At 54.1% G+C, this 13,670-nt stretch carries 10 protein-coding genes and 1 pseudogene; 2 read left to right on the forward strand and 9 right to left on the reverse strand.

The window, feature by feature from the left end:
• Positions 1-28: 28 nt before the first annotated feature.
• From Pla52nx_RS06455 to Pla52nx_RS06495, 9 genes and pseudogenes are all read right to left on the reverse strand, one after another.
• Positions 29-255: pseudogene (locus tag Pla52nx_RS06455) on the reverse strand (hypothetical protein); the annotation flags it as partial.
• Complete coding sequence (locus Pla52nx_RS06460) at positions 235-1,095, reverse strand: FAD-dependent oxidoreductase (protein WP_146523367.1); 861 nt, start codon at positions 1,093-1,095, stop codon at positions 235-237. The pseudogene Pla52nx_RS06455 and the gene Pla52nx_RS06460, both read right to left, overlap by 21 nt.
• On the reverse strand, positions 1,092-2,711 hold the full coding sequence (locus Pla52nx_RS06465) for an FAD-binding oxidoreductase (RefSeq protein WP_197455091.1): 1,620 nt from the start codon (positions 2,709-2,711) through the stop codon (positions 1,092-1,094). The genes Pla52nx_RS06460 and Pla52nx_RS06465 overlap by 4 nt, the downstream gene beginning before the upstream one ends.
• Positions 2,708-3,793, reverse strand: coding sequence for a fatty acid desaturase (locus Pla52nx_RS06470; protein WP_146523369.1), 1,086 nt, complete (start codon positions 3,791-3,793; stop codon positions 2,708-2,710). The genes Pla52nx_RS06465 and Pla52nx_RS06470 overlap by 4 nt, the downstream gene beginning before the upstream one ends.
• Complete coding sequence (locus Pla52nx_RS06475; RefSeq protein ID WP_146523370.1) at positions 3,783-4,724, reverse strand: acyl-CoA desaturase; 942 nt, start codon at positions 4,722-4,724, stop codon at positions 3,783-3,785. Before Pla52nx_RS06475 ends, Pla52nx_RS06470 begins: the two co-directional genes overlap by 11 nt.
• Complete coding sequence (locus tag Pla52nx_RS06480; protein WP_146523371.1) at positions 4,721-6,496, reverse strand: fatty acyl-AMP ligase; 1,776 nt, start codon at positions 6,494-6,496, stop codon at positions 4,721-4,723. Before Pla52nx_RS06480 ends, Pla52nx_RS06475 begins: the two co-directional genes overlap by 4 nt.
• Positions 6,489-6,743: an acyl carrier protein gene (locus Pla52nx_RS06485; protein WP_146523372.1), complete on the reverse strand. Its 255-nt coding sequence runs from the start codon at positions 6,741-6,743 to the stop codon at positions 6,489-6,491. Before Pla52nx_RS06485 ends, Pla52nx_RS06480 begins: the two co-directional genes overlap by 8 nt.
• Positions 6,740-7,702, reverse strand: coding sequence for an acyl-CoA desaturase (locus Pla52nx_RS06490; protein ID WP_197455092.1), 963 nt, complete (start codon positions 7,700-7,702; stop codon positions 6,740-6,742). Before Pla52nx_RS06490 ends, Pla52nx_RS06485 begins: the two co-directional genes overlap by 4 nt.
• Complete coding sequence (locus Pla52nx_RS06495) at positions 7,686-8,138, reverse strand: hypothetical protein (RefSeq protein ID WP_146523374.1); 453 nt, start codon at positions 8,136-8,138, stop codon at positions 7,686-7,688. The genes Pla52nx_RS06490 and Pla52nx_RS06495 overlap by 17 nt, the downstream gene beginning before the upstream one ends.
• A 750-nt stretch (positions 8,139-8,888) precedes the next feature.
• Between Pla52nx_RS06495 and Pla52nx_RS06500 the strand changes: the two genes are divergently transcribed.
• Both Pla52nx_RS06500 and Pla52nx_RS06505 read left to right on the forward strand, forming a co-directional pair.
• Positions 8,889-9,518 carry an ECF-type sigma factor gene (locus Pla52nx_RS06500; RefSeq protein ID WP_146523375.1) on the forward strand — a complete coding sequence of 210 codons (630 nt, stop codon included), beginning with the start codon at positions 8,889-8,891 and terminating at the stop codon, positions 9,516-9,518.
• 26 nt (positions 9,519-9,544) lie between these two features.
• Complete coding sequence (locus Pla52nx_RS06505; RefSeq protein WP_146523376.1) at positions 9,545-13,564, forward strand: WD40 repeat domain-containing serine/threonine protein kinase; 4,020 nt, start codon at positions 9,545-9,547, stop codon at positions 13,562-13,564.
• Positions 13,565-13,670: the final 106 nt, after the last annotated feature.

A 13,670-nucleotide genomic window follows, 5' to 3' on the forward strand; every position in this document is an offset into this window, starting at 1 on the left:
ATTTCTAAAACGACTTCGTCACGATTACTCATCGCGCGTGCGCCATTTGCTTAAGAAGAGCATAGTGATCTGGCATCGACGACGCGACGGTTGCGTTTTTAGCATGAATCTCATTCAGCAACGCATCGCCTTGTTCATAGCCGACGTGTTCAACAAGTGGATTCGGCACCGTCGGCAGCATTCCACACCCATCGAGAATGCACGTGTAATTGAATGCCCAAAAGATAGAGAATCTCATGTCGTCAAAAACCGGAAGGTTGCTCTTGAAGAACTCGAGTTTGCAATTGAGTGAATCTGGGACGTCGGTCTCGTTAGCAACTGCATTCCAAAAATCGGTATCCCTTCGCCAAGGGCATCATTTAAAAGTAGCCCGCGAAAACCGGTGCAATCGATGAACAAGTCAGCCGAAAGGCGGTTTTCTTGCTTGGTTTCGACGGCTGTGATAAACCCATTTCCCCCATGTTCAACGTTTGTGACGTGGCCCACCACCCGTTTTACCCCACGCTTCGTCGCCACTTGTCGAAGAAATTCCCCCAGTCGTGTAACGTCAAGATGGTAAGCATATTCCTGGCTGAGTTCAGGCATCAATGGATTTATGGGTGCCTTGTGCTGTTCACAAAGCGACTGGGTCGGAAGCAACATTTGCTGAATTGCTCGCGACTCTCCGTCTAAGCGATGCTTCAACGCGTAATGCAGCAGCGATACACGTTGTCCGATTCCCATCGCGAAGGGGCAATGGTAGGGAAGCACTGACGGTTCAGGTCGGGAAATAAATGGATGCCAGTATTCGTGCGTGGCCCCGCCTGGACCGCAAGTGCACCAATTCACGAACTTGATCGCCGATTTGTATGTAGCTCCGACCTCTGGCATCCAATCCGAATCACGGAACCCGAGAAATCCCATTGTCAGCCGCAGGGACGGAATCGTTGCTTCTCCCACGCCGATTGGGCCGATCGCATCGGATTCCACGACTGTGATGTGAACGCTGCCCTTAAGCGCTTGATTGAGGTAGGCAGCAGACAACCATCCGGCGGTACCACCACCTACAATGACAATTCTATCTATTGGTTCGAAAGTGCCAGTGTATGACGTCATCCTTCGTATCTCCCTGGTGCTATGACACGATTCGGATCCCAGAACGCTTTCAATTCCTGCATGACCTCCGATTGATCCGCTGTCCTGGAAGGGCCGTGGTCCATGGAGTCCACACCCAAGCGTATCGGAAAGTAGCCGTTGTTTACTAACTCTGAGTTTGTTCTGTGAAAGCAACGCGACGCGGTCGCATCCTGTCCGGCTTGAGTTCGGTCGTACACCAGGCAACCCAGCATTCGCACGTGTCGTCCGGAACAGAATGCCAACGCGACATTGTCTTCAAACCCGCATGCGGAGAAATGCCGCTTCACGATCTCCGTTGCCCGAAGCACATCGTTGGCGCGGTTCGGCAACTCATGACAAAGCCACCTGACCCCACATGCGTCACGATGCGGATCGACGTCATCTGGTGCGGAAAACGTCTTTCGCCAATACAGACTTTTTAGGGCACCCGTCGTCGGATGACCGAGGAACACGGACCGCTTAAGAAGTGCTTCCACGACAGCAGAATTCACATTCTGCCGCGAACTGACCAACCGTTTGATGCTACCGAATGCATTCAGTGCCCAAACACGCCGGTCATCGAGGAGCATGAAACGATTGCAGGCAGGTTTAATACGAGACTTTAGATAGGACTTCTTCGCTCGGCCGACCGCGGACGAACCAGACCCCACCCCGCCAAAAAGCATCCATTTCATTCCGCGAAATGGCCTACCAACGGAGCCGACCCATTCTTCGATATCGAGTTCGCCCGTACGGGGATTTGGATGTTGACTCAAGGCGGCAGCAAATTTGGCAGCACTCCATATCGCCGCACTGTAGGGGGGAATGATTTGTTGCTTAATCAGGCATCGTAGTTCTTCAACACAGTTGCGCAACTGTGACTCCGAAGTGATCACAGCAACGAAGGAAAAGAAGTCTCTTGGGGTTGGTGTCAACCAAACAGTTGATTCTGTTACAACACCGAAATTTGATTGAAAAAAAAGTCCGTCGAGCGAGGGTCCGACGCCCCAATTCGTAGTGGATGACAGCGTCGCGGATGGATCCATTTGACTGAATCCAGTACGTACGATCTTGGAACGCCCCGTTACAACGGTTAAGTTGCAAATATGACGTGGTCGTTCTCCTGATGGGCCGAGCCCAGTTCCACGTTCTAGACAATTCCCAAGAACACTCGCATCAGGCGGACCACCGCCGACTGCCAGATAATGAGTCGCGGCAATCTCTTGTTGGTAATCATAAACCTGTTGAAACGTTACACCGGGTTGCAGGGTGACGTATCCGAGTTCATCGTTGAACTCAATGATCCGATTCATCCGCTGAAGATCCATCAGCACGCAATCCGACTGGACCGGAACCTTTGAGCCCAGGCCCCAGTTCCGCCCGCGGCTGATGGGATAGATCGGCGTGCGGAACTCATTGGCGATTTGGACGCACCGCTTAACGTCCTCCGTGCTGCCCGGGTAGATGATCGCCGGAATCCGTTGATCGGTCGGGAACGTGCATTGCTCCGCCTCACGTCTTGCGGAATCAACGATCGTGACGTATTGATCGCCAAGCGCGACTGTCCAGGCGTCGATAGCACGTTTTAAGTGATCACTTGAGGTGGAGTGCATCATTGCCGAACAACCTCTCTTGGTTGAGAAGATTCGTTCTCGTTGAAACGCTTCCATTCCTGCATTCCAGGCTTAAAATCCTCGATGAGATTGCATTGGCGAAGCACGCTGACCAGGTATCGGAACGTCAGTTTTCGCTCAACGATTCGATCTGGGTACGTCTCTTTCAAGTGCCGATAGGCGAGTCTGAGGTTGTAGTGTGGAATCGCAGCACAGACGTGATGAGGAACGTGCCAGGAAATGTCATGATTCAGCAGATCAACCCACCACGGGTAAATGACGTGGATCGAGCATTCCAAACTCGCTTTCTCCCTGGTCCAAACATCTGGTGCCATGAAGGTCACATCGGGTGTAGTGTGATGCAGCAGCGTGAACAGGCTGAGCCAGAAATGGAACACAAATTGGGGAATCACAAACAGCATCAAGAGCCCGTACCAACCCGCGATGAGATACGAAACGCTGGCGTACACGGCACCAGCCAGCGCAGTGATCAGGACTGAAAAGAGAACTTCACAATGCTCTTGACTGGAAAGCCCCTTTCCTCGGACATAATCGCGAACCACCGTAGCCGTGAAAATGATGGAACCTAAGTAAAATAACCACGTGCGCGCATATCGATAGATCATTCGATCCAGCCACGCGAGACGTTTGTAGATGAAGCCCGGCGCTGGCTTCCATGCGACTTCCTTGTGGACGTGATGCGTGTGGCGGTGATGCGTGTTGTGACTGAGCCGCCATATATGAAAAGGCCAAAGCACCCACGATGTGGTGATGTGCCCAATGAAGTTGTTCCAACGACGTGAGCGGCAGAACGATCGGTGACCGGCATCATGCCCCAGAATGAACAAACCTGAGAGCACGGTTCCCAAAACACACGAGATGGGAACCGCAATCCACCAAGATTGCGCCCATAGGATCGCGGTGACACAGAGGCCAATCAGTAGCCAATCCCAAACGAGCCAGGCGAACGCCTTGCGATAATTCCGTTGGTAACACTCTCGAGGAATCGTACGGAGTATCTGTTGCAGCGTGATCGGTTCGTCCCGAGCAATCTCAACAATCGAGACGCTTTGTTCAGCTTGCATCAGGACCTCCCACGATCTTGTCTGCTGCGGGAACTTTCACGTTCCAAGCCAAACCACAGAACTGCAGCAGGCGGATGACCAACCAGCCAAAATCGAATTGCCACCAACGCAATCCAAACCGAGCTGATGTCGGAAAGGCGTGATGATTGTTATGCCACGATTCGCCGCAGGTCGGCACACAGATCAACGCGACATTTCGGCTCTCGTCGCTGGTATGGTAACGTCTGTACCCAACAAAGTGACAGACGGAATTGATCGCCCAGATAAACTGGCTGGTTAGCGTCAATCGGACCGCGCCAGTCCACAGTAACCCCAGCCAAACGGTTTGCCACGAGGGATCAAACGCGACCAATAAGGCAACTGGCACAAACAGCCCGACCAACATGACGCGGTAATAGTGTCGACTGAACCACATCAGGTCGGAATCTTTCAGGATGTCCGGTGTGTAGAACAACGGATTGGGCATATCGTGTTCCACCATCCAACCGCAATGGGAATGCCAGAATGCGCGCAGCTTCGCCAATCCGCCTTGAGCCTCCGTCACCGGCGAATGCGGGTCACCTACATCATCGCTACAGTCATGATGTCGTCGATGCGTTGCGACCCAGGATGCAACGGGCCCCTGTCCGCCAATCGTGCCAAAAATCGCTAATATCAGCTTCACTGGTCGAGCGCACTCGAACGACCGATGTGTAAAGCAACGATGAAATCCAACACTTCCGCCGACTCCGAGTGTCAACGGCCACAGCACTACCAACGCAATCAACGTGGCAGGTGTCGGCGGATACCAAGGAAGTAACGCAAAAGCGATCAACGTTCCAATAAGCGGTAGAACGTTAACCAACAGAACGTGCTGCCTCTGATAACGCACAAATCGCCGCGCCGGAAGCGTCTTCTCGAAGCCATGTCCATCCGCGTTAACGGTGCTCATGTGGGCACCTCCCTCGTGTTTTTCGGTGACACGATTTCAGGGTCTCCCTTGAACGGGACTCGGACAATGACATCCAGTGACTTGGCGAGGAAATGATTTCGACAGGCGCGACGGCGAATCTTTCCACTGGTTGTTCGCGGGAAAGTCCCAGGCCGGAGAAATACGATTTCCCAGATATGCAAGTTCATGTTGTTCCAAACCGTTTGACGAAATGTGTCGATATCATTAGTCAATTGCTCAACATCTCCATGTCTCGCGTCTCGATATAATCCGCGCGACGTTTCCGCGACAACGACGACTTGTTCGCACGCGTCCACTTCCAAACCGAACACAGCCGTGCCATTCTTCACCGATGCGCTGACAACCGCTTCAAATTCGGCTTCAATGTCCTGGGGGAACACGTTTCGACCGTTGACGATGACCAAGTCCTTGTGACGACCAGTCACGAATAATTCACCGTCATGTAGGAATCCAAGGTCGCCCGATCGCATGTACCGCGCGCCAGGATGATCGGGAATGGTCACGCCGAAGTCGCTGGCAGTCGCTTGAGGGTCATTCCAATACCCTTTCGCGACGCTCGGGCTATCGATCAAGATCTCACCGATTTGGTCGTCAGCGGTGACTCGTGAGGTTTCAGGGGCAACAATTTGGACGTCACTCTCTGGATCAGGACGCCCACTGCTCACCAATTCCGTCGTATCTCCCGTGCCACCCTCATCGGAAAACAGAACGAGACCGCTTTCCAATGAACGCCGGTCGAGCCGCAAGCGGGGCGATTCAAAACCCGCTGGCCCGCCGCTGACAAACAACGTCGACTCGGCCAGCCCATAGCATGGGAAATGCATCGTGCTGCGAAAACCGATCCGACCAAAACGCTCAGTGAAGCGGTCGAGTGTGGATGCCCGAATCGGCTCGGCCCCGTTATACGCCACTTTCCAAGAGCTGAGATCAAGGCCGTCAAGCTCATCGTCAGCGATTCGATCTACGCAAACCTGAAAAGCGAAGTTTGGTCCACCCGTCACCGTGCCGCCGTATTTGCTGATGGCTCTAAACCACATTCCCGGCCGCGCGATGAAGTGGTTGGTCGCGAATATGACATTTCGGTACCCGACAAAAAGGCATTGCAAACCGCTGACCAGTCCCATGTCATGAAACATTGGGATCCACATCACACCAACACTGTCTGTCCGATTGCCGAACGCGTCCCGAATAGCTCGATTGTTGGCAACGAGATTTGAGTTTGTGATCATCACGCCTTTGGGAGTCGACGTGGACCCCGATGTATATTGTAGATAAGCAACCGAGTCAGGCTTGGCAAGACAAATTACATTCGGGGACTTCTCGCCACGAAGTTCTTGCAAAGCGATTATCCGCACGTCCGTAGATTGCGCCGCGATAGGATCGCGGTCGTTTTTATCGCACAGAACTGCAATCGGCTGACAATCGGACATCATCGCTGTGAAGCGATCATCTTGCCGATTGGTTCGCGGCGAATAGGCGGGCACCGCGATAATGCCCGCGTGCAAGCACGCAAGAAACGCTTGCAAGTAATCGATGCCGAATGGTAACGCCAACATCGCCCGCTCACCGCTCGGCACCTGCTCTCGCAGCGCTGTTGACAATTGACGCACTCCACGAGCCAACTCGGCGAACGTGCACTGTTGTTCAACCGCTTCGTCGCGTCCAAGCAACGAGCATGCGATTGCGTCCCCCTGCGATTGTTCGTGCGCAAAGATAGCGTCAAGAATGGTTGCGATGTGCGACTCAGGCATGCTTTCCCTCCACTACGGCAATCAGCTTGGGGACTAGCGCGTCGATCGTCTTCGCAGAGAACATCAAATCTGATTCGATAGGAACTTCGAGGAAGTTCTCTAGCTCTGAGGCGATCGCCACAAGTGTCATTGAGTCGATATCGAGTCGGTAGAACGGACTGTTGGTGGAGATGGTGTCCGGCGAGGTGCCAGTGATCTCAGCGACACGTCCGACAAGGAATTCTTTGATTTCGCTGGCGTTTTTCATAGTCGCTTGGAAACTCGATGCTGATTGACAGTCCTTGCGAGTCCGCAGATTCGCAGAAAGAAAATAAATACGTATCCGACATCAAGTTGCCACCAGCGAAAGCCGAAACGCGCGGAAGTAGGATCAGCATGATGGTTGTTGTGCCAAGATTCACCCAACGTAGGCAGTGACAACCATACATTGTTGCGACTGTTATCGCCCGTGTCATAGGGTTGAACGCCGATTGCGTGGCAGATCGAATTGATGGTGAAAATCAAGTGTGATGTTACAAACAGCCTAACACCACCGGCCCACAGTGCCACAAGTAGGAATTCGTGGAATGACACGCTTGAGATTCCAAAGACCGCTGCCGGGAGGAACACACCAGCCAAGACCAGCGGAACATAGAATCGACTGCAGAAAATCAACGCACGGTCGCGAAGCACATCGGGTGCGTACACCAAAGGATTTGGGACATCGTGCGTGCTCAGCCAGCCAACGTGTGCGTGCCATAGCCCCCTCAAAAATCGCCAGTTACCCGATGTCAGTGCGGGTGAATGCGGGTCGCCATCGACATCGCTGCGCTCGTGATGCCGACGATGAATGGCCACCCACGCACTGGCAGGTCCTTGTCCCGCCATTGAGCCTGCAACGGCCAGCATCCAGTGAACCGAGCCACTAGTCGCAAAGCTGCGATGCGTGAACAAACGGTGATAACCAACGGTGACTCCCAGTCCGGTGACAAACCAACCAGCAAATGCCAAGTACAAATGCGAAAGTTTTGGTGGATACCAAAATGAAATTGCAACCGCGATCAGGGTCGCAATGGCGGGCAAGATGTTGAATAGGAGCACATGCGTTCGGTGTTGACGTCGAAACGACCGCGATGGCAGCACGCGAGGAATTCCGTCGCCTTGAAACTCGTGAAGTTTCGTCGCCGCCTGCCGCGAGACTTCCGATTGATCACGTGTCCGACTCATTTGATACCTCGCTGTTGACCCGTGCATTTGGATCATGAGTCAGAAACAATTCCACTGTGGTTGGGTATCCAGTTCGATACAATCCAGGATGCCCCTCTCTCCAGTAGCCAGGGTACTCGTCGAATAGTTTGCCATGTTCCTCGTTCAACTGAATTCCCGCCGCCTGGACCACGGGAACGTAACAATAGTGCTTAATAAACATGGCGACGTGAAGCGGTAGCACCGCCCAAAGCTGATTGTATCCGTACTGTTCGAGTAGCAAATGCGACGCATTGTGCAGTCGGCGAAACACTGTGATGCGTCGCAAAACGGCTTCGTCCGTGTTTCCGTCACAAGTGTCCGAGTAGGCGAAGCGACAAGACTCTGCAGCAATCCGTGCATCAAAGCCACATTCAGAAAACGAATCCCACCCAACATCAGGCGTGAGCAATTCCATGAATTCCAGTCGATGAGTTACTTCGTTCCTCAAACGAACCGATGCCGTACCAAGCGCTTGAACTTTCGAGTGATTTGAGGTGGCACCAACTGCAAGCAACACTCGGCTGGACCTTAGGGAAGACGCGAAGTATGAATGCGAACGATCATGCGAGAGTGATGGCGCGTAGAGTTTGATGTATTGGCGCACACACATCCTGATCGCCAAATCCAAGAGTTGCGGGCGCGTCGTGACGTCAATAACCCAAACATCCTCCGGAGGCATCATCGTTTCCCAAGTCGACATGTGCGTGTCTTGAACGTTTTGCTTTAGACTTGATGGGGAGGCGAGCTATTTTGACTGTTTCGCGATGTTCGGCAGGAAAGATTCGTGGACTCGGGCATTTTCGTATTCAGGCGTAAGGGACCGGTCAGATTCAGGATTGGCTGATGCGAGGGAAGAAATTTGGTGGCTCCTCGCCTCTATATGAGACACGCGAAGTGGCCAGCCGGACCTTCAAAGATTCCGCAAATTTCTTTGGATCGGTTCCAAAACTGCGATTTCTCAACTGATCTGGGCAGCGCCCGGTCGAGAGAACTGATGGCCACCAGCAAAAAGTCGGGCTAACCTATAGATCCCTGCGACGGACCCGCGACGGTAGACAATTCCATTTCCAGAACCGTTGACCAAGAGCCGTCAACCCAGAGCCGTCAACACTGGGCCATTCGCCACTGGACCGTCCTCACCACGCTCACCAATGAACTTGCCCCCATGACTCTCCAGCCAGCATCGGTCAGCCTGCTCCTGCAGCAGTTGAAGACCGGTGATGAATTCGCCTCCACCGAAATCTGGAAGCGCTACATCGAGCAGTTGTTGCCGCTGGCCCGTGAGAAGTTGAAGGGGCTGCGAAGTAGTTGCGCTGACGAGGATGATATACTGCTGTCGGTCTTCGATCGTTTTTTTCGAGCCGTGAAAGAGGAGAGGTTCGCACACCTGCAGAATCGAGAAGACCTTTGGCAAGTCCTGCTGGTGTTAACGGACCGACGTATTGCTGACCAGTTTCGAAAGTCACATGCCCAGAAACGTGGTGGCGGGAAGATTGTATCTCTCGATGATGTGATCCTCAGCGAATCAACTCACTCGGACAATTTGATGGAGCTTGCTGACCGAGGTCCAACGCCTGAATTCGCGACCGCCTTTGCGAATCAACTTGAAGTTGCCCTCGAACGACTTGATGAGGGATCGAGTCGCGAGGTGGCGGTGTTGAGGATGGAGGGATATAGCACGAAAGAAATCGGCGAGCAGCTTGGCATCAGCCTCAGTGCCGTCGAACGCAAACTGCGAATGATTCGAGACGTATGGAGCGAGATACTCGGGCAAGACCCTGACGCGGAAAACTGATTGGCAATCCAAGCTGCAGACCTGAGATGGACATACAAGAAATCGACCGTTTATGCGACGAGTTTGAACGGCGTGTACGTGGGGAATCGCGATTAAGTGTGGAGGATTTCCTAAGAGACGTTGAGGGCGGCGACTGCGAGGAGTTGATTGTCGAATTACTGAAGATCGAAGCTGAGTTAGTGACTCCATCGATCCGGCTAGGCTTGCAAGCGAGTGAACGATTGCAGTCCGCGCACTTGACCGATAAACAGAGCGAACGAGCGATGAAAATCGCGAGGCTGAGAAAATCGCTTGCGTTCCAGATGTCGGAAACTTTCAAATCGGGTCCAGACAGCGAGAGCGTGCGTATCGATCCACCAAACAAGTCGTTTGGCGAATATGAGATCGAAGAAGAAATCTCGCGTGGCGGAATGGGCATTGTCTACCGCGCGCGACACACAAGGCTCAACCGAGTTGTCGCACTCAAGATGATCCTCGCCGGACAACTGGCTGGCGAAGTGGATGTTCTGCGTTTCCAGGCTGAAGCGGAGATGGCCGCGCAACTTGATCACCCCAATATCGTCCCGATCTTCGAAGTCGGCCAGCACGACGGACAACATTACTTTTCGATGGGATTTGTGGAAGGCGAAAGCCTCGCCCAACGCATCAAAGAGGGTCCGTTTCCATCCGCCGAGGCAGCGGAAGTGACACGGATTATCAGTGAGGCCATCGCCTACGCCCATCGCCGCGGCGTCATTCATCGCGATCTGAAGCCTGCCAATATCCTCCTTGCTACCAAAGCCGATCCACTCGGCTCGGATACCTCGCGTCTCGCATCGCCCCATTCCTCACGCCCCTCCTCCACGCATTCGTCGCGTCCCCCATCCACTCGTGCCCGTCACTTGTCCTACTCGCCGAAAATCACTGACTTCGGTCTTGCCAAGAAGACGGCAGAGGACCAAGGTCTGACCGCGACGGGGCAAATTCTTGGCACGCCTGCTTTCATGCCTCCCGAACAAGCCTGCGGCGAGATTTCGAAACTGACCGAGACTGGCGATGTCTATTCGCTTGGTGCGATCCTCTACACACTGCTTGTCGGACGCCCCCCGTTCCAGGCGGCCAGCACGATGGACACGATTCTGCAAGTTCGCCACTCCGCCCCGGTCCCGCCGCGACAATTCAATCCCTCAGTCCCTCGCGATCTTGAAACGATCTGTTTGAAGTGTCTCGAAAAGGACGGTCGCAAACGTTACGGCTCGGCAACGGACTTGGCCGACGAACTGCAACGTTATCTTAACGGCGAACCGATCCTTGCTCGGCCCGTCTCTCGGTTCGAGCACGCCTGGCGTTTGTGTCTTCGCAACCCAGTCATCGCTACTTTGTCGGGGACCGCTGTCCTGCTATTGGTCGTCGGAACGATCGTTTCAGCTTACTTTGCCGTCAAGTCGCGACGCGAGTCTGCGACCGCAGTCTCCCAAACCAATTTCGCACTTGAAAAAGCCGAACAAGCTCGAATTGCTGAAGGCCTGGCGAGGGAACGGCTTGAGCAAGTAGAGGCCGCCAACGCGGAAACGGAGCAGGCGTTCTTTCAACTCAATACCTCACTTGGTTTGACGTACGCCCAGCAGAATCAGCCGCGCGACGCAATGTTGTGGTTTTCCAACGCGGCAAGGATCGCGCGGCCCAATTCGCCACAAGCCCGCGCAAGCCTGGTCCGCGTCAATACCTGGCAGCACGCCTCCTCCAAGCCCTTGCGGATGTTGTGGCACGACGGGGAGGAACTCCAGCAAACGATTGTGAACCCGCAACGCCTTCAAATCGCCACATTGACGTTGCAGCATCGCTGTACCCTCTGGGATCCCATTGAGAACATTTCGCACGCTGTTTCCCAAGAGGCGTCCGCAATCGATTGGAGCCCCGATGGTTCACTATTGGCCGTCGGTTGCACCCACGGCAATGTACTACTTATCGATTCTCAAACGAAGAAAGTCGAGGCGACGATCTCGCTGAACGAAGGTTCCGGCGACCCGATCACCGCTGTTCGATTCGGTCCTGATGGTTCGCGGATTGCACTTGCCAATTCGATGGTGCGTGTGTGGGACATCGAAAGAGAGGTGTTCATCACGCCACCGCTGGTTCATCCCAAGGCCGTGCAGTCCGTCTGCTTTTCTTCGACAGATCCGCTGATATCGACTGCCTGCGAGGACAACTATGTGCGGCTGTTTCCTATCGATCCCAATATCGCCGATCCTGCCTTAGAACCGCTTCATCACATGTTACGAATCTGGCCAATGCAACCTCCCTACGACCCGTGTTTCGTGGGCGACGGTCGATATGTGGCTACCCTGCCAAGGTCAAATGCCACAGCACTTGTCGATGTCAAAACGGGGAAAGTCGCCTTTGAAATCCAGCTTGATAGCGCCGCCATTACGCGTCAAAGGCTCAGCAGAGACGGTCGATTGCTGGCCGTCGTCAGTTCCGCGGGCGCTCAGGTTTGGGACTGCCAAACCCGCTCCCAAATCAGCTCCGTAGATGCGAACCTTCGTCTTCTAGCCATACGGCCTGATAATGCGGAGCTGTTAGTCACCACCGATACCGAAGCGATCGGCCAATGGTCAATCGCGGAGCAGAATTGGACCGCAGAAGGTATCGCGCCCGAGTTAACCGGAATAGAAGACATCGCCTATACGTTCGATGGCGAACGCTTCGTAACAAGTTATCCTGAAGGCATGGTTTGCTTGTGGGCCATGCCGCTCGGCGAGGCTCGGAACCGGAGCATCCAATTGGCCGGTGGCGGCTCGGCGATGAAACTCAGTCGCGATGGACAATACCTGCTTCCGACAGGTGCCGGCTGGTTCTGGGGAAACCTTCATCAGACTCAATTGTGCTCCGCTGCCGATCTCTCAACCCTTGGCCGGCCTCTGACCGCAAACGCCCTGCTAATCGACTGCGATATTACTTCCGACAATGAAACCGTCGCCACGGCCAGTTATGACGCCATCGAATTCTGGAACTGGCGAACGGCTGAGCGAATCACACCGACGATTCCCCTCGAATCTGAACCACTCGCGATCGGCTTTCCGTTGAATAGCAAAGACTTGATCGTCGTTCGCGCGGATGCCACCATCTCGAAATTCGACACCAAGACGGGAGAATCAATCTTTGATGTTACGCACGGCGAGCAGCAGGAAGTGCGTATTAAACGCTATGGAACAGGGAGCCATCGTTACCAAGATAGCGATGGCAGAGCGACAGGGTATCCGAAGACAACGCGCAGTCTCCATCTCAGTGATGATGGCGATTGGTTCGTCAGCGGAGCTCTTAGTGACGAGGTGCATGTCCGACGCGTGCGCGACGGATCACTAAGATACCCACCCTTGCCACATGACCAGCCGGCCACTGCAACCGGGCTCAGCGCCGACGAGCGGTTCTTGGCGACAGCCAGCGGCAACAACGCCTACGTCTGGGATTTCACCACCGGCAGCTGCATCTCACCTCCGTTGCAGCATAGTAGCCAAGTGAATCATGCCGTTTTCAGTTCCCAAGGCGACCAACTTTTGACACTAACGAATGACGGTACGGCGCTGCTATGGAACTGGAGAACGGCTGTCGTGGATATCCCTCCGCTCAACCATGAAGAACCGATATTCGACGGCGCTTTTGTCAGCGATGGCGAGTGGCTGGTAACGGTCGGCCGAAGATCGGCCAAATTCTGGAGTCGACAAACCGGTCGTATCGTGACGCCACCGGTTACTCTCAATGTGAACGTCACCGCACGCGTTCTATCGTCTCGCGACGACACCTGGGTGTTCGTTTCTGGCGGAGCCGGATCGAACAACGCAGCAAGAAACGAAGGCAGGTCGATCACCGCAATCCCACTTCACGACTTCGAAATTCAACCCGACGACAAACTCATTGTCGAAATTGGAGCGTTCGCAGAGCTCATCGCCAACAAACGAATTGACGACGGCGTGCCCGTACCTCTCAATAGCCGCGAGTGGCGCGATCGATTCACGGAACTCTTGGTCAACCGGCCCGAATGGTTCGACTCCATCTATTCGCCGTAATCGTTTGTCCTCGGCACCGACGTCTCGCAGTTGACGTCGCCGTGGAGGCTTGTTGATCAGCGTTGGGGAAATCCGCTCATTCGGCAAACGGGTTGCTCTGCATTGA

The organism is Stieleria varia (assembly GCF_038443385.1).
Lineage (GTDB): Bacteria > Planctomycetota > Planctomycetia > Pirellulales > Pirellulaceae > Stieleria > Stieleria varia.